At 38.3% G+C, this 18,500-nt stretch carries 12 protein-coding genes, 1 tRNA gene and 1 pseudogene; 5 read left to right on the forward strand and 9 right to left on the reverse strand.

Going from position 1 to position 18,500, the window contains the following annotated elements:
* Nucleotides 1–210: 210 nt before the first annotated feature.
* From ACFSR5_RS15210 to ACFSR5_RS15245, 8 genes are read right to left on the reverse strand one after another with little or no spacing between them, the layout of a single operon-like run.
* Nucleotides 211–2,271 carry a GmrSD restriction endonuclease domain-containing protein gene (locus tag ACFSR5_RS15210; RefSeq protein WP_380905316.1) on the reverse strand — a complete coding sequence of 687 codons (2,061 nt, stop codon included), beginning with the start codon at nucleotides 2,269–2,271 and terminating at the stop codon, nucleotides 211–213.
* Nucleotides 2,272–2,316: 45 nt separating this feature from the next.
* The gene (locus tag ACFSR5_RS15215) at nucleotides 2,317–3,102 is read right to left on the reverse strand and encodes a hypothetical protein (protein WP_380905317.1); all 786 of its coding nucleotides are present in this window, start codon (nucleotides 3,100–3,102) and stop codon (nucleotides 2,317–2,319) included.
* 55 nt (nucleotides 3,103–3,157) lie between these two features.
* Complete coding sequence (locus tag ACFSR5_RS15220) at nucleotides 3,158–3,820, reverse strand: hypothetical protein (RefSeq protein WP_380905318.1); 663 nt, start codon at nucleotides 3,818–3,820, stop codon at nucleotides 3,158–3,160.
* Nucleotides 3,817–5,718: a restriction endonuclease subunit S gene (locus ACFSR5_RS15225; protein ID WP_380905319.1), complete on the reverse strand. Its 1,902-nt coding sequence runs from the start codon at nucleotides 5,716–5,718 to the stop codon at nucleotides 3,817–3,819. The genes ACFSR5_RS15220 and ACFSR5_RS15225 overlap by 4 nt, the downstream gene beginning before the upstream one ends.
* Nucleotides 5,711–7,351 carry an HsdM family class I SAM-dependent methyltransferase gene (locus tag ACFSR5_RS15230; protein ID WP_380905320.1) on the reverse strand — a complete coding sequence of 547 codons (1,641 nt, stop codon included), beginning with the start codon at nucleotides 7,349–7,351 and terminating at the stop codon, nucleotides 5,711–5,713. The genes ACFSR5_RS15225 and ACFSR5_RS15230 overlap by 8 nt, the downstream gene beginning before the upstream one ends.
* 3 nt (nucleotides 7,352–7,354) lie before the next feature.
* Nucleotides 7,355–10,423, reverse strand: a complete 3,069-nt coding sequence (locus ACFSR5_RS15235) for a type I restriction endonuclease subunit R (protein WP_380905321.1) — start codon at nucleotides 10,421–10,423, stop codon at nucleotides 7,355–7,357.
* Nucleotides 10,423–11,289, reverse strand: coding sequence for a nucleotidyl transferase AbiEii/AbiGii toxin family protein (locus ACFSR5_RS15240; RefSeq protein WP_380905322.1), 867 nt, complete (start codon nucleotides 11,287–11,289; stop codon nucleotides 10,423–10,425). Before ACFSR5_RS15240 ends, ACFSR5_RS15235 begins: the two co-directional genes overlap by 1 nt.
* On the reverse strand, nucleotides 11,290–12,090 hold the full coding sequence (locus ACFSR5_RS15245; protein ID WP_380905323.1) for a type IV toxin-antitoxin system AbiEi family antitoxin domain-containing protein: 801 nt from the start codon (nucleotides 12,088–12,090) through the stop codon (nucleotides 11,290–11,292).
* Between the two features lie 200 nt (nucleotides 12,091–12,290).
* Between ACFSR5_RS15245 and ACFSR5_RS15250 the strand changes: the two are divergent.
* Both ACFSR5_RS15250 and ACFSR5_RS15255 read left to right on the forward strand, forming a co-directional pair.
* Nucleotides 12,291–12,931: pseudogene (locus ACFSR5_RS15250) on the forward strand (TOTE conflict system archaeo-eukaryotic primase domain-containing protein); the annotation flags it as partial.
* Complete coding sequence (locus ACFSR5_RS15255; RefSeq protein WP_380905380.1) at nucleotides 12,923–15,262, forward strand: DEAD/DEAH box helicase family protein; 2,340 nt, start codon at nucleotides 12,923–12,925, stop codon at nucleotides 15,260–15,262. The pseudogene ACFSR5_RS15250 and the gene ACFSR5_RS15255, both read left to right, overlap by 9 nt.
* Before the next feature lie 170 nt (nucleotides 15,263–15,432).
* Here ACFSR5_RS15255 and ACFSR5_RS15260 read toward each other — a convergent pair.
* Nucleotides 15,433–15,506 (reverse strand) — tRNA-Pro (locus ACFSR5_RS15260).
* A gap of 488 nt (nucleotides 15,507–15,994) precedes the next feature.
* Here ACFSR5_RS15260 and ACFSR5_RS15265 point away from each other — a divergent pair.
* The 3 genes from ACFSR5_RS15265 to panD are packed head-to-tail and all read left to right on the forward strand — an operon-like array spanning nucleotide 15,995 to nucleotide 18,422.
* The gene (locus ACFSR5_RS15265; protein WP_380905324.1) at nucleotides 15,995–16,972 is read left to right on the forward strand and encodes a PLP-dependent cysteine synthase family protein; all 978 of its coding nucleotides are present in this window, start codon (nucleotides 15,995–15,997) and stop codon (nucleotides 16,970–16,972) included.
* 3 nt (nucleotides 16,973–16,975) lie between these two features.
* On the forward strand, nucleotides 16,976–18,049 hold the full coding sequence (locus ACFSR5_RS15270) for a DUF6695 family protein (RefSeq protein WP_380905325.1): 1,074 nt from the start codon (nucleotides 16,976–16,978) through the stop codon (nucleotides 18,047–18,049).
* Nucleotides 18,050–18,053: 4 nt separating this feature from the next.
* Nucleotides 18,054–18,422, forward strand: a complete 369-nt coding sequence (gene panD / locus ACFSR5_RS15275) for an aspartate 1-decarboxylase (protein ID WP_380905326.1) — start codon at nucleotides 18,054–18,056, stop codon at nucleotides 18,420–18,422.
* Nucleotides 18,423–18,500 lie beyond the last annotated feature (78 nt).

The following is an 18,500-nucleotide window of genomic DNA, read 5'->3' on the forward strand; positions in this document are numbered from 1 at the left end:
GAACCCATTCCAATGGTTAATGCATACCTTGGAAAACATCATGTCAATAAACCATAAAAACTTAAAGGATCTTTATCCTCAGAACTTCAAAAAATCAGCGAACCTGTAGTTCATAGGCCGCATACAGATGAAGACTGCCATGGGATGGATGTCCGAATCATTTCAAAACATCCGGAGACATCAAGGTCTTCCGGATGTTTGAGATTGATATTATTGTTCCTGATAATCTAACGCCTGCTGGATGAATCCAATAGCCTTAGATATTTCTTCGATTGAGGCGACTCCTAATTCAACATCTCCATTACCCCATCGTCCAAGATCTGTAACATCCTTACATGTATTTTCAGGATCTATCAATTCACTAAATGGCATATTTAAGGATAATCGAAGACGAGATTTTTGCGGCACAATATCAACAAAATTCGTAGATGTTTTATAAGCGATATAAAGCTTTTTGAACTCTTCTTTGACAGAATCATCCAATTCCAGAATCCGTTTCCTTAACTCGTGAAAGACGACAAGCATTTCCCCAGACAGATACTCGTAATCACTTATAGTATATTCATTAGCAACTCGCCTTTCTTGTTCAACATATCTTGTTAACACCTCTTCTGACAGGTTAGGATATTTCCAAACACTTGCTGCGATTTCAGCTAATAGACCAGCTCTTTCCTGAATATGGATTTCATTCCATTCTTCCACTGTTCTTAGGTAATTATTCAAGTTAAGTGGCGATTGATTAAATCCGCCTTCAATAGTTTTCTTTTTTTGAAATGGACGATCACTCAGTTCCGAATTGTAGCCTGTCAATGTCAGATTGCCCAATGTATGCAACCAAGTATTATGTGTTTCTTTCCAGTTTTCACCCAGCATCTGCTGCCATTCGAGATTGAGATTTTCATTCTGCGGAAGTATATGTTCTATGGTATAATCACTGATAGACACCCATTCTTTGCGCCGATAATTTTCCAATCTGCTGAGAAAGTAAGTTTTTGATCGGAAATTATATAGATCTTTCACTTTAATCTCACGGATAAATTCACCGTCGTTCGGAAACCTCTTGTAACCGTTAAAGAGTTGCATCGTAGCAGAAAGGCTACCAAGATAATCCGACTTATTCACTGATTTATATAATGTGAGAAAAGTTTTATTCAGACTGTTGGTAGCAATTCCACAAATCGCTCTTCGGAAAACATAATTTTCCACTAACTGCAAGACTGTTAAAAGATCCCCTTTGCCGATCATTTGTTTGCTGTAATCATTATATACAGCCAGTAAGAATGGATAAGACACATCTACACGTAGTTCTTTCAAGTTTTTAAATGCTTTCAATAAGTCCGGATCCTTTTCCTTCAGCAATACCATGTTGGCATAATAAGAGGCGTACTCTGTGATATCTGCTACAATATCTTCTATCAACAAACCATTCGCATAGGATTTGAACGCATTGTAAACAAGGTTAATATTCGGGATGACTCCCGTCTTGGTAGAAAGATAGTCCCGCATAAATCGATCGAAAAACGCCACATAATCGTTCCCATAGTTTTGTTCCATGGGGTACCAATACTTTTCATACAATCTTGTTTGGGTCTGGATCTCTTGTCCCATTAAGATATAATTACGAATAAGATCCGCTTGAGATAAGTCTAAACCAGTGGAATTCATGCTCTCAAAGATAAGCTGTGGATTATCTTTACCCTTTTCGAGCGTAACATCTACAGCAAACAACTTCATTATACCATTATATAATGCATTGACGTTTTCTCTGTTAATGTTTTCCCTAAAAAATTGATAGTTTTCAAAAACCCGTTGAGAATATTTCTCCGGCAATGGAAGATCGTTCAGAAGACTTAAATAAGTCTCTTTATCCTTTCTGGTCAATAAAAGCTTATATCTTAACTCATTATCTTCGTCCGCATTCAAAAGGTAATAGTTTTTTAGCTTTGAAGCATTGGTTTCTATCTCTATTTCATTATTCTTTAGGAACTCCGATAATGCTAAAATAATTAAACTAACGGTGGTTACTCGCTGTTGTCCATCGATAATAAGCAACTGTGGCACATCCGTGGTATTATAAATGCTTTCTTGGAAATAAACAACAGATCCTACAAAATGGCCCGAAACGCTTTTGTCGTTTCCTGCTTTTAAGATATCATATAATAATTGTTTGCATTGTGATAATTGCCAGCTATACGTTCGCTGATAAATCGGGATTACAAATTGCTTTGGTCCTTTAAGAACAGTTAAAAGGTTTGTAGAAGTTGCTTTCATAATATTAAGAGTTAATTAGATTATCGATTTACAGATAAACTTAGTCTACTTTTTTCCATATTTTCTAAACGCAGCAATAAATTGGTAAATAATAAATCCAAAAATTACCTTGCTGATATAATCTATAGCTAATGACCAGTTCGTAAACTCTTCTTTATTAACTAAAAAGTCATTTCGATGCGTGAGATCAATAAATGAAAAGTAATAACCGATTAGTTTGTGGTCAAATTGGTTAGAATTGAATATTCTCCCAAGACTTAATAAATAGAGTATGTATAAAAGTACTGAAACTCCTATGAACCATAAAAAAGGTCTAATAATCGAAAGTCCATGTTTATTTGACAAGCTATTTACTTTAAGAATGATACGGTCTCCGCAAGAAATCGAATTGATCTTGTGTAAAGCATCATGGGCAATTGATTGTAACTTTTGCGCCTCATAGTAATTTCCGGTATTTTCCAACGATTTTTTCAATTGTAAAAATATCTCATATTGATCTTTGTGATGATTTTGCGTTTTCCGTTCCGGATAATGTACATTCTCAATAGGCATAAATTTCTCAAAACTCGAATATTGATCGGGAAAATTACAGGAAGTAAATGTTGCTTTGGCAACTTTGGATCTATAAAGAGAAATTCGCTTATATTTATCGAAATCTATGTTATCAAACCAAACGCCATCAAGATTACTCTTGTGTATTCCTATTTTACTATCAGCTTGATCATCTATTGGATAGATGTTATGTAGGCTAACTTCTCCTTTCGGGAGAAAATCAGAAATATACCAACTGTTGATTTTTGTGCTTTCAATCAATAGCGGACCTTCTGTCATTCCCGATAGCGAAAGCGAATTTAAATTGGATCCAGAAATTATTGTAGTTTGTTCCTCAACCGGCTTCGAATATTGTATCAATAGATTGATGTTCAAAAGAGCTTTTCTCTTCTTCAGTGAAGTAGTAACCTACTTTATAAGGCGGATAAGACTCATAATTTCTTTTGTATAATCCCTTTCTTATTTCGTTTGCTTCGTTAGTTTTAAAAGAAACAATTTTTGTGTCGTATATATAAAAAGACTGCTTTTCGTTAATAACTGTAAAAAAATCGGTATTGATATCTTTCAGTAATTTACGCCAATATTTTGGAAATACATTTTCTTCTGTGTATGAAACATCTACTCTATTCTGGTCTAAGAAAAATACACTGCGGCCAACGCAATTATTTATACTTACTGATTTGAGGTTAGGGCTACTTATTCGCCCAGTCAAAATAGAGTTGAAAAAATGGATGGAGATATTTTGAGATAAAATATTCTCCACCTGCAAATCTTCTAAATAACAAGCTACAAATTGGATACTAATATTTTCGAAATTTATATCCTCTGAATTTTCAATAAAAACTTTTCGGAATCTACAACCAATAAAAGTGAAAGTGATTTTCCCATCCTCAAATGGAACCCCTGCGAACGGGCCAGCACTAATTGATATAACAGTATCAGGTACATAGCTATGATCTTCGATTGTCGAATAAGGTACGATTTCTATACGACTCATTTCCCCTTCGCTTTCTTAATTAATTTTCCAAACCCTTTTGGCTCCAAGTTATTATCTCTTAACCATTTTAATCCAACCAATATTTGATCCGTAGTATATTGCTGTTTCCGATCGCTCCATTCATAAAAATCTTCAATCAGCTCACTGTCTGATATCGACGTTCCCTGAATAATTCTGTTGTTCCATACGGCATAGATAGTTGCAATTATCTCTGCTTCTGCTTCAGTGGTTTGATAAAGCAGATTAAATAATCTATCCAGTCGCTCCTGTGCCGTGGCAAAATAACCTTGATAATATCCCTCGATTTTTTCCTCTTTTGTTAAAGGTACGAAGCGTTGATTTTGCGAGTCAAACCATTTCTGTGTTTTGAAATGACCATATATCGATTTCATAAAAGCGTTATCATATGGACCAGCAGCTTGGTAGTAATAATTTTGGTTCAAATCTGCCTCGATGATATGCTCGGCCAAGAATTGTATTTTTTGAAATTTGATATTGGAAAAATTCGGATCGTCCTTAAATACTGACACGACTTTTCCAGCTAAAACTTGCCGGGCAAAACTTTTTCTGTTCGAGGGGATATCTAAATGTTCTTTGCCACCATAGCATACGTCCGGTTCTGCAGCAATTAAAGTATCATCACTATCTATATTGTAATTGTCACTAACTTTTACTTGCCCATTCATCAACATAGGCAATAGCCAATCTCGGAGTTTAGCAAGTTCTTGGTTCTGTTTGGCATTATTAATAATTCGTTCAATAATTGGCTCAGTAATGTTGTAATACATTGACAGTACTAAATGGCTAGGTATCAAAAAAGGAGAATCATCAACAATAGTTTTGTTAATATGAGGTTGTTGAGCTCCTGTTCTTAGACTCATCAGACGTTCGATATCATTTGAAATAGCATAATAAATATAAGATTTTTTTATATTCTCACTTTCTTCAAGTCCAGCAATAGATTGATTAATGCAGGCATCAATACCTAGAATATTCACTCTTAAATGTCGAGTAATTGATAATAAAACAGAGCCTTTTTTTAATAATTGAGTTGAAGAATTATTTATTGCTTCTTCAGATATTCTCTGCTCAGTTTCAATCAAAGGAAAATTGGAGACTTCTCCTGAGTTCAGCCACGGAATATTTCCGTTCCAGTATTTTTTATTTTTAGTTGAAGGTGTACCTCCTAAACAGGTATTTAAAACATCTCCTAGTCGTTTTGTTTCCCATCCCTCTGGGATCTCCTTTTTCAAGACATTGTTATATACCATCTTACCGCCTGACGATTTATAGGGTTTACCGGCTTCATTTGGAAAATCAAACTGTACAAACCAATAGTCATATAAAGTTTTGGCCATTTGCTCTAGCTCGGCATTAATTTTATTGTTTAGATCAATCTTATCGTCTAAAGCAGAGAGGACAGATGCGATTTTTTGTTGAGTAATAACATCTCGTGAATACCCAACTTTTACATTAAATAATCTAACCCTGTCAAACTCTCCTTGGCCCGTACTCCCATCCATAAACTTCTGAAGGGTAGACTCGATAGAAAAAAGACTATAATTCAAACATTTAGATTCAAAGAAATTGTTTGTTCGTAAAACTAAAATGTGTGAATCAACTATAACTGTAAAGTTATCAGGAATATATTTAACCAATGTGACCCTACCAGCTGTTCCTTGGCCAGTTGAATTTATCAGTATGTCACCTATTCTTAAAAATTTTTCTTGGTTGTAGTCTTTGCTATCGTCAATGTATTGAGCAAAAGAATAATCAATTTTATTATTTCTTATACACTTTTGGTTCAATACTACGATAGAGCTTTTACCTACGTATTTAGGCGTTACTCCCTTTCCATGATATGTTATAAGCTCATCAACTCTTCTCCAGTTACTCATACTTCAATCCTTTTAATTGTTTCTGAATTTCCGCATCCAACTTATTTCCCTCTTTAAAAAGTTCAGCTAATCGAGTTTCAAATCCGTTCATTTTTTCGACAAACTCTTCCGGCGTAATATCGACATATTCAATCTTCACCTCGAAATATTGCCCCGCAGAGAAACTATAGTTTTTACCTTTTACCTCGTCAGCACTAACTACCACACTGAAGTCTTCTACGACTTCTCTGCTATGAAAAGTATTGACAATCTTTGCTTCTTCTTCCCGGGTGAGTACCGTACGCTGATTTTTGCCTTCCTTGACCGTTTCACCCAATTTACTCGCATCCATCAACACTATCTGTTCTCTGCCTGCTTGCTTATCTATAAAAATCACAGAAACATTAGTACCGGTACTAGCAAAGATATTGCTAGGCATACTCACCACCCCTCGTAGCCATCCCTTGTCAATGAGTCTTTCACGTATTTTTTTCTCAATACCGCTTTGTGCTGTGATAAATCCTGTCGGCACAACAATAGCGGCCTTGCCATTGTCGCTCAGGCTATACATAATATGTTGTATAAAGAGCAAGTAAATCGCCATCGACTCTTTTTTCGCTTTGGGTACGTTAGGAATACCAGCAAAAAAACGTTCTTTGAAACGATCGGTATCTAGATGCTCTCGAAAATCTGAGAAATCCAGTTTAAATGGGGGATTAGACACAATGTAATCGAACTTTTGCTTTTCCAGATAGTACGGCTGCGCAATGGTGTTGGTCTTGATAACATTCGGAATGCTGTGTGTCAAATTGTTTAAGATCAAATTCAATCGCAACATGGTACTTGACTTCTGCGAAATATCTTCCGAATAAATGGTGCATCGGTCTTCGCCAATATTGTGTGCCAAGGACATCAATAGGGAACCTGATCCCACACTAGGGTCATAACAGCGCGCCTTCTTAACATCACCTTCTACCAAGATATTGGCAATGATACGGGCCACAGCATTGGGTGTATAATATTCAGCATATTTGCCACCGGAGTCGGAGTTGTAGTCCTTAATAAGATACTCAAAAATATCCTTAAAGAAGTCGTATTTCTCCGTAAAGTAATCTTCAAAACTCTCCTCAAAACTAAATTCAAACAATTTGTTGATAAGCGCCTTGCAAAAGTCATCCCGCTGCGATGAGTCTGTGATGTAATTACTTAATTCATCGAATAACTTATCTTTGGCTCCCGAAAACGATTTGATAGAAAATACATCGGCATTCTCGATACTAATATCCCGTAAGGTGTCGTCAAATGTTTTGGCAAAATCGTCGGAGTTTTGGATGTTGTACAAGTGTGAGATCAGTTGATGAGGTTTCAGACGAGGTACATTTTCATCCAGTAAGTCCATCAATAACTCGTACTGATCACTTTGTGTATCGTATAGATTTTTTAGGTTCTGATAAAACTCTTTGTTACTGGCCAATTCGGGTCTCGGTCTTTTGACTTCGAATCGGAATTTATCGTTTAAGAACTTATATAGAAATACTTGTGTGATAATTTTAAATTCATTACCATCGTTGCCCAAACCGTAATTGGCACATACGCTTTTCAAGCTGTCAATCAGCTGTTTGGTTTTCGTGGTATAGGTAATATCGTGTGTCATGTTTTATATATTTCCGCGTAATTGGTAATATTCTTTCCCAATTAGATTACTTATGTTTTGTCGCGTGGCAGCGTCAAGTTCCATTTTTTCTTTCACTACAAACTGTTGAGCAACTAACTTGACAACATAACGGTCGAACCAGGCTTGATTCTCCAAGATGTCCTCTTGCCCTTCCAGTTTTTCATCCACTTCGAGCTTCACTTGCATCAGAGCACGGTGCAACTGCATTTCTTTAGCTGATAAATTTCCTTTTTCAATCAAACGTTTATGGATACGTGCATATTTTTCATCATGATTGTACTTTGCTCGTAACAAAGCATTTTTACGGTTGAGCTCTTTGGCTTGATCGTAGATCTGGCGAAGTAACTGCATGTTTTCCACCATATCCTCCTGATTAGTTTCCGATAGGTTTTTCTTTCGGAAAATTCTTTCAAGCTCTTCTTTTAAACTAATAAAAGCGGGGTCGCCGGTGTCAAAATTCTGCTGTAGGGCTTCCCTTGTTTTACGAAGTTGGTCTTTGTACTCATCTGCTAAGCGCAATTCTTCTTCACCTACTTTAATAAACTGGAAAACGATATCCTCCAGTGCGGCGTCTAACAGGTTGCGGGTTTCGTCACTGCTCTCTAGGCTTTCTACAAAGTTTAGATTATCCAATCGGCTTTGCGCTTCCAAGAGTAAGCGGTTCAGAACGGCAAAGTCCACTAATTCTCCCAGACCTTCGTAACCATTAATCGCAATAATGTTTTTCAGCTCCTTGGCCGTACGTAGTGCTTTGACCAATCGTATCAATTCATGTTTATCATGTATCGCTGCAATTTGCTGGGAGAAAATTTCTTGGTTCTGTGTGTCGTAATGAAATAATGTTTCCTGGATTTCATTTATCTCAGTGCGAATTTCGGCTTCTGATTTGAATAAATGTGAATACATTTCCATCTCATCGCCTAATTGTTCCTGCAACTCCTGAAAATACAATTGGTTGGTTCGGTCAAATGCTTTTGAAATGTCAGCAAAATCTACGACGTAGCCATATTGATATTTCTTATAAGGCCGGTTTACACGCGTCAACGTCTGCAACAAATTATGATCTTGGATAACCCGGGCCAAATACAACTTTTTCAATCGTTTAGCATCAAACCCGGTCAATAGCATATTGTAAACGAATAGAATATCAATCTTTCCGCTTTTGAAAGCCTCGATCAGATCTTTACGGATTTGTTTATCGTTCTCGTCGTGTAATATTAAAGCTGCAGTCAGCTTTTCTTTTCGTCTATCTCCATAAGGAACTCCGGGATCAGCAGCTATGGATAAATTCTGAACATGGATCTCTTGCTGTCCATACCTTTCTTCGAACAATTGGAACAGCATTTTAGCTTGCTTGGACGAATCACAAACCACCATCCCGCCCAGGGTTTCATCCCTCCAGTAATCCCTGAAATCTTCGATGTCTTTGGCGATATAATCTAACAACCCTTGTGCAAACCTCCGGTCAGCATAGACATCAGACGTCTTGATATCACCTTTTAGCACTTTGATTTGCTCTATTACTTCCTTCATCTCCATTTTGAAGCTGCCTTCAATTTCTTCACGGATCAGTCTTAGGGTATATCCATCGGCAATGGAACGATTGTAATAGTATTTATGGATATAATTACCAAAGAGTAGTTTAGAGTCATATTCTTTCGCTACTTCCTTTAATAGTGGTGTACCCGTTAAAGCAATTTTCACCGCATTTTTATCGGAATTGATTAGATTAGCTAAATAGTTTCCCTTTGGATTGTAGCTTCTATGTGCCTCATCTAAAAAGAAAATGCGCTGCGTATTGATATCGTATCCTATATTTTCGGGTACAGTAGCATCTTCGCTGAATTTTTGAATATTTACGACCGTGATTTCTGCTTGTCCACTATCGTTATGGATGGCACCAACCACCTTTAAATCTGCAATAAACTCTTGTCTGGAATTAACCTTATTGACTTTCAACCCACGTTTAGCAAATTCATTTGAGGCTTGGATTAACAAATCCAAGCGGTCTACAATGAAGTAGAACTTAGGAATAATGTGTTTTTTCTGATAATAATCGGTAAGATGTTTTACATTATAGAATGCCAAAGCAGTTTTTCCCGAACCTTGCGTATGCCAGATGATACCCTTTGTCTTTCCTTCTTCCAATTTTGTAGCAATAGCAATGGTTGCAAATACCTGAGGGTACCGCATAATATGTTTTTGCAATCCGTTTTCTTCACGAACATAAGCGATAGAATAACGTAAGACGAAAGCTAATCGCTCTCTGCTAAACAAAGATGTAAGCATACGGTGCGTAGGCGTATACGGCTCTTTGTTGGTTTTGAATTCCGGACTGTGTTTGATGACTAGCAGATTGTTATCTTTCAAAACAAAATTTTCTTGTTCGTCAGACAGCGCAAGTAATTCCTGCTTTACCGGATAGTCTGCATCTTCACGAAAATAATTGAAATGCAAGTCAGAATAGGCCGAAGTAGCATAGAAAGCCCCAAATACAGGTTCCACAATGCCATCTTCATATTCCATATTATTGGAAAACACCATCAACTGTGTCGCATTGGCAAATTTTCTGAATTGCTTTTGTTTGAAACGAGTATTGATACGGCGCCGTTCTGCTAGAACTCCTTCTTTGTTGTGCGGTTTCTTTACCTCTACGAATGCGAGAGGCATTCCGTTGATGAGCAGGGTGATGTCTGGGCGAAATTCTTCGTCTCCATTCTTGCAGATCAATTCAGTGGTAACATGAAAGCTATTGTTGTTGAAGTTTTTAAAATCAATCAGCTTGATGCCGGAAGTCGCTGTTAAGCGCTGGTAAAATTTTTCACCAATATCTTCATAATCAAGCTCCAAACTTACTTCATCCAATACTCTTTTTAACTCTTCCAGTTGAGCACTCGGATTGATTTTTTGCAAGCTTTCTAAAAATATCGACTCGAAAATATTGGTATCTTCTCTTCGAATATGATCTCTTAATGGAATATAGGTATAGCCCAACCTCATTAAATGAAGAAGTGCAGGAATTTTCACTCTTGAGTTTTCATTAAATGGCATTATATCGTATCAAAGATTGTATTAAACAATAGTTCCAAGTCCTTTTTAACCTCGTCAAAAGCAGGTAGCTTTCTAGTTGCGATCTGATGTCCTAAACTATTTTTCCATGCTCGTTTCACCGTGTTTTCACTTTTAGCATTCAAAAGCTGATCTATGCTGGTAAATTCAAGTCCTTTAAATGCCATTTTCTCTAAGAAAGCCTGCTTGATCTCCACCCAATCGAGATCACTCGCATACTTGGATAAGTACCATATATCATAATAGTCACGAGGTGCTGTATAGGAGCGTTGTATCAAGGCTCTTAATTTTTCAGACAACACTTCTCTTATATCATAGCAGGCAATTTCGTCTATAGCAGGGGTGAGCTGGTCGGAATAATCATGGTAAACCGTTTTCAAGGTCGGTGCGAATAGCATCTTCTCGTACAGAATAATTTCAATCTTAATCGAAGTAGTCCATCGGGAAGGATCTAGCGGAATTTGATCCTTGGAATGATCGGCTCCCCAAAACTTTACAATCGCAGCGTAGCCAGTTGGCATATCATTGTGCCGAAGATTGGTCAGTTTTTCCAGATGCAATTGCATACCCGTGCGCTCTTGTACTAACGAGATGATTTGCCTCAATAAATCTTCATCCAATTGAAAATCCGGATTGATGGATGTAAAATCTAAATCTTCTGAAAAACGATAATCCGCGATATAACATTTCCGTAAACATGTTCCTCCTTTGAAGATTAGTGCCTCTCTGCAAGAATCTATCGAAAATATAGCATCGACAAAATGTCCTAATACCCAATCCTTGTCAATGGTGCTTCTGGATACTTCGTGTTCCAATGCTTTTTTCTCTATTTCCTTTTTCAGTATCATTTAATATTGTTTATTGGATATGTCTAACAATTCTTCCCGGCTGATATTTAACCTTAATCGCCATTCCGCTACAAATTCACCTTCGTCCAATCCCTGGGGATCAAACAAGTTATATCTATCCTTTACCTGTTTCTTGGCAAAATCTATAAAAGGATCCATACCGGTAATTTGGAGAAGTTCGACCAAATAGCCAATTCGTTTGGTAACCGCTATATTATTCACAGCCTTGCAGTACTCGACTAATTTAGTGGGTTGCATTTGCGCTTGACCAACTGCTCTGATCAATTCTGCGTAGCCACCAGAATGTTGAGGTAGATCAAAGCAATCAACTATTGTTTTCTCTACATCAGTGATCGGATACTGAAGATTACCGTAACCATTGTAGATGATCCCTATTTTTTTATTAGGCGCAATCTTAACGAACTTATAAGAAGTACCCAGAATTGATTTGTCGTATTTTTTATGTGTCGTTTGAATAAACACCGTATTGGAGAACTGTTCTGTCAATCCATGCAGATTCAATGCAGACCAATACGCGACAGCACTATTTTCAGCAACGAAAGTACCTATGACATATTCGTCCCGAAAACCTTGTTTGCAAAATTTGCCTTTTTCTATTCGTACAAGTAGTTCCTTGTCGACTAGATTTTCTAGGATTTCACTTAAGTTGTCAAACTTTTGTTCTAGCAACTGCTCAATTTCGGAGAATTTGAACAACTGAATTTCATAGTCGTCCAGCAACTTTAAGAATTCGAGCTGTGGTTTAGTTAAATGTTCCGATATATAAACGCTGTCTGCCATATTACCTTTTGTGGAACGATAAGACCTAAAAATTGGGTCTTATCGTTCCACAAAAGGTAAAGATAAGTAACAATTCTCCAAAAAGCAACGTTTAATACCAAATCTCAGTAAGCACCTTTAATAAACGAAAGCGTACCAGATAATTAATATTTTTAAGATGTATATTCCAATTCATTATCTTAATACCAAAATAAAAACAAGTGGAATTCACAAACGACGACATAATCTATTTTCTCGACCTTTTTAAAGGTCGTGAAGATGTATTTGCTTTACGGTGGGAGAAGGGAAATAAAAGCGGGTACATGCCGGCCTATAACTATGATCCATATCATTATAGACTACATAAAGCTAATGGCGGCACTTTTCAAAGCTATGCCCACAAAACCTACCTGCCATTGTCAGAAATAGAAATTACAAAGCATCTTAACGGCCTTCAGCATATCGGAATTTATCCACTGTTGCAAGACAATACTTCTTGGTTTTTAGTGGCTGATTCGATAAGTCCAATTGGAAAGAACAGGCTTTGAAATTTTTAGAAGCGTGTACTGCTAAAAACGTTCCTGCTTACCTTGAACGCTCCCGTTCCGGCAATGGTGCACATGTATGGATTTTCTTTGAGATCCCTTATCCAGCAGCCAAAAGTCGTAAGTTATTTACGCATATCTTGGAAGGGTGCGGTGCATTCTCGCCATTTGATAAGAGTTCCAGCTTTGACCGTCTGTTTCCAAATCAAGATTACCTGTCGAGTAAAGGTTTAGGAAACCTAATTGCACTGCCCTTATTTTTGTCGGCTTTACAGAAAGGCAACAGTTCCTTTGTCGACCCTAAAACAATGGATCCATTTCCTGATCAAATCGCATATCTAAAAGAAGTAAAAAGAGTAAGTTTAAATTTACTAGAGGAATTATATAACGATACTGGGGCTACTAGTGCAGATAGCTATATCCCAGCTATTGACGAAAAACTTAAGATTACCCTAAGCAATACGATCCGTCTTAATAGTCACGCTATACCTTTTGTACTCATCAATTTTTTGAAGGAGCAACTTAATTTTGCTAATTCAGCCTTTATTATCAAGAAAAAGTCAGGGAGAAGCACTTTCGAAACGCCAAGATTTTTTAAATTAATTGAAGAAACGGAAAATGAAATCCTCATCCCAAGAGGATTTATTGGGAAAATACTGCGATTCTGCAGAGAAACACAGGTACCACATGACTTTGTTGATAATAGACGTGAACTCCCGATAATCCAATTCTCTTTTAATGCCGCATTGCGAAAGCATCAAACCAATGCTGTAGCGGTAGTAGAAAAAAAGGATTTCGGTGTAATTGTCGCACCACCAGGAACAGGAAAAACTGTTATTGGCTTGAAGATTATTGCAGTCAAACAACAACCTGCACTTATTGTCGTGCATCGTAAACAGCTGTTAGATCAATGGATAGAACGTATTGAATCATTCTTGGGGATACCAAAAGCAGATATCGGAATTATAGGGCAGGGAAAAGCAAAATTGGGTACCAGTAAAATAACCATTGCAACGATACAAAGTCTTCCAAAACATATCGAAATTATTCAGGACAAATTTGGTACAATTCTAATCGACGAATGCCATCATATTCCGGCGGAATCTTACCGTACCACCGTCGGAAAACTTAACAGTGTTTATTGCTACGGTCTCACAGCGACTCCTTTTCGGAAATATAATGATGATAAATTGATCTTTACTTATCTCGGTGATATCATTACGGAAATCCGACCAGAGGAAATTGAAGATTACAAAAGGGCAAATATCATCGTCCGGAATACCAAACTCCATGTTCCCTATAATTCTAAAACCGACAGTTTCGAAACACTTTCCCAAATTCTAATTCATGATACAGCAAGAAACCAATTAATAGTAGACGATGTATCCGCAGAGCTAAACCAAGGAAAAAAGGCGGTTATAATTACCGAAAGAAAAGAACATATCGAGACGCTTAATCTATTGCTAAAATCAAATTATGAAACCATAACGCTCAGCGGACATGATTCAGACAGCAGTAAGAAAGCGAAATGGAAAACATTATCAGAAGGGAATTTTCAAGTACTAATTACGACAGGTCAGTATTTTGGCGAAGGTTCGGATATTCAGCATATCAGCACACTACTTTTGGCCTATCCCTTTGCTTTCCATGGAAAATTGATTCAATACATCGGTCGGGTGCAGCGATCCGAGATCAATCCAACTATATATGACTATCGGGATGTACAGATAGATTACCTAGACAAAATGTTTCTCAAACGAAATATCTATTACCGTAAAATCGCCAAACAAGCGACACTTTTTGATGAACCAACAGTGGACTATAACGCTCAAGTTGGTCATCTATTCAGTTTAGAAAAGATGACCAAGATCCCCATTGAAGACCTATCGTTCCATTATGGTCATGTAGCTTTCACTTATAAAGTGGAAGAGATGCATACGATTTTGGAAGTTCAAATCGAAAATTTGGAGATTAGGCCTGAATTTGAGGTATTAAAACCTTACTTTATCAAGATACTGAAATCTAAAAATATCACTGTTCACCTAAACGCTGAATTTGAGTACGGAAAACTGGTCGCGCAAATCGCTACTTCCGATGATATAGAACGAATAAATAAAGAAATTGTAGAAGGTGTGAAATTCCAGTTTCTGAACAAGGGACTGTTAGGCAAGCTACCTTTGCAAAAACAAAATATTTTGACTTCGGATCAATTACAGAATGGCGACACTGTATACGCAAACGCAGAGGAATTACTATCTGAAATCCTTAAACTACGAAAATACAAACACTCTCGTCAAGTTCAATTTTTAGCCGATTACCACCAGAGCAGTATTATGAAGATTAGGTTTGTTCTTAGTCCCTTTGCGTTTGTATTTCTTTTATCGGGAAACAGCCAGTACCACATCATCCTTGAAACCCTGGATACGGAGGAGGCGACTTATATCTGGCACACAGATAAAAATAAAACCGTCTTGAAAGACGCTGTTGCGATGATAGATAAAGATCTCCAGATTATTCGTGAAAAAGGTAGACAGGTTTTCTTAGAAAACCATACTCCCGAAAGATTTAGTCGTATCCTTCATGACTACAGCGATCCGGATAGAGGTTTTATCCTCTGGAAAGCATTTTTGGAAGAAATCCTTCATTGAGATAAGATAAGTTTAAGGTTAAAAGTCAACACCGTGTGCTATTGGTGGATATTTAAGTCCGTGTATCATGAATCCCACTTTTCTTAACTTTACAAACTTTAAAAAACAAGGGGAATTTGTCCGAAATATGTCCGAAAATCAAAAAAGCCACTGATAATCAGTGGCTTTTGTCGGGGTGGCAGGATTCGAACCTACGACCTCCACATCCCAAATGTGGCGCGATACCGGGCTACGCTACACCCCGAAAAGGTATCACCTTTGTTTTGTGTGGCACAAATATACGGCTCTCCAACAATTTTTGCAATACCGTATTAGAAATTACTATTAATCCTCTGACACACCGTATGATAAAAATTTAAACACCTTTACAAATACCGAAAATGGCTTACATGCTATAAATTCTATTCTAGTTACAAAAGAAAAGCGATCCTGTAATAATCTCGTTAAGTACTATTAAATCGGTAGATAAAACCAAAACTCCAAAATTTCCGATTTTATAATTATTATTTCCAGTTTTGCTATTGCAAATCCCGATTAGGACCCTATATTTGTAATGTTATTTTTATTTAATCTAAATAACAAAGCACATTATCTCTTCTCAATACGGTTGTCGCGAGCCCTCTACTCGTGACAACTTTTTTTATGTCTAAACTAAAAACCCTATTTTACCGTTATATATAGTATAAGTACGTATAGAGACGTGCCTATATTTCATCTAGAGAGCAAAGAGTTTTGACGGCAACAGTTATAGGTAATACCCCTGTTCGAAAATGTGAAACGTTATCCGCGTTGTATCAAACGAACATATTTATTAAAGAAGAATTTCACAATCCGGGCATGTCGGCTAAAGATCGGCCTGCTCTTTTTATGATACAGGAAGCGATCGCAAGTGGTAAAATACGGCCCGGCGGCACGTTTGTGGAAGCCAGTAGTGGCAACACAGGTCTGGGAATCACATTGATTGCAAAGCAACTCGGTTATAGATCGAAAATATTCGTTTCCAAAAGCTGCTCGGAGGAAAAAATAGCGAACCTCCGTTGTGCGGGAGCTGAGATCGAAATCTGCGAGAATTCCAACGGTTTGCATGACTTCTACTCTACGCAGTTCAGGGCCCAATCCTATGCTGCGACGCAGGACAATGCCTACTTTACCAATCAGTATTACAATACACAGAACATCAGGGCGCATTATAAGGGAACCGGTCCGGAATTGTGGCAACAGACCGAAGGTAAAATCACGCACTTCATTGCAGGCGTGGGTACCGGAGGTACCATTTCCGGGGCGGGAAGATATCTAAAAGAGCGGAATACAGCAATTAAGATCTGGGGCGTCGAACCCAATGGTTCGGTGCTGCAGCAATTCCTACAAGACAGAACGCTCCCAGAATCCGTTCGTCCTTACGATCCGATAGAAGGAATAGGAAGAAACTTTGTACCCGGATCGTTTGACGCCGATGCTGTAGATGAGATTTTTCAGGTAGACGGTGAGTCTACAAAAAAGATAGCGCGGGAATACCGCAATCAAACAGGTAACCTAACAGGCTTCTCAAGTGCCGCGGTGCTTTGCTGCTTGGAAAAATATGCCGATAAAATGAACTTTAAGGAAGATGATGTGGTGGTACTTTTCTTTCCTGATCATGGCAGTCGGTACGTTAGTAAGTTATATGCGCAGGAATTCGCGGCTATGGTTCCATCCCAAAAGACGTTATAGGATATGAGTATGTTTTCGTACAATGACATTGCCATACCTATTTCTTGGCCGGACCAGACGGCACGGGGGGATGAAAAATGGATGGCCTACTTAAAGAAACTTGGTCTGGTAAAAAATCTAAATTTTAAAGTGGGGCATGCCGCAATACTGCTCATTGAGCGCAAAAGTGGTGAGATTAGGTACTATGACTTTGGTCGATACCTGGTCCCGCGGGGATATGGAAGGGCGCGTTCAGTTGAGTTTGATCCCCGGCTTGAAATTTCCACCAAGGCAGACATCAACACCGAGGGTAAAATCAGCAATATGCAGGAGATCCTGGAGGAGCTTAAGCAAAGAGAAGATGCCACCCATGGGGGCGGCCGTCTTTTATTTTCGGTATGCGCAAACATCTCCTTTGCTAAAGGCGTCGCATTTGCGGACAAGCTGGTTGCCGGAGGCCCCGTGCTATATGGAGCGCTTGCTCCTAATAACAACAGTTGCTCCCGTTTCGTCGCACAGGTACTTACATGTGCCATGGAGGATGAGGATCGCAGGCAGCGCAAGATCTGCTACCCCGAATGCCTGAAACCAAGTCCAACGAGTAATGTGGTGAACGCTGCCAAGGATGAAGCGGTATTCTGTTACCATCAGCACATGTTAGCCCCTCTGAATATGGGCCGCAAGGCTTCCTTAAAATTCCAGTTTGGATTACTAAAAGAAAACTTCAGCAAAACACATAAAGAAACTCTCGGAGATGACCAGACCGATGGCATGGTTGAGGCACCGGCAAAAGCTCCTGGTGTTCCGCACAAAGCGCAGTGGCTGGGCGGCCTGGGAGAGGGCGCCTGGATGCATATTCAGGATAACGGGTCGAGCTTTACCATCTCCAAATACTTTCCGGATGGCAGAATTGCCTATTCGGTCCAGACGCGATGCGTGCAACAATTCGATGTAGAAAAGCCCTATGAGTTCACTTATAATTTCAGCTTTTCAACGTATACAATCTTACAAGAGGAGAATTTATATATCTTCACATCCATTAACAAGGCGGAGCCTTTGGCAGATAGCCGCCACGGACAAATTAAAGCGATATCATAATTATATGGAATTAACAATTTTAAAAGCAAAAATCCACACAGTAAAAGTAACGGAAGCGAACGTAGCATACAACGGTTCGATTACCATTGACGCCGATCTACTCGATGCGGCGGGCATCAAAAAATATGAACAGGTCTATATCAATAATGCAGTCAATGGCAGCCGTATTATGACCTATGTCCTTCCAGGGAAACGTGGAAGCGGGGAAGTTTGTATGAACGGCGGTGCTGCTCTACATGCCAAAGTTGGGGACACCGTACACATCCTCTCATTCGTCCAGATGACACCTGAAGAAGCGGACGTATATCAGCCAACGCTTGTATTCACCGAGGGCAACAACCAGATCAAGTCTGTCGAAAAATATACATATTAATGTCAAAGGTTGCACGAGCATCTCCTTGTGCAACCAAAAATGCCCTAAATCATGTTTTTTCTTTTCCGACTTTACTAA

Origin of the sequence: Sphingobacterium suaedae, from assembly GCF_042684625.1 — a bacterium.
Lineage (GTDB): Bacteria > Bacteroidota > Bacteroidia > Sphingobacteriales > Sphingobacteriaceae > Sphingobacterium > Sphingobacterium suaedae.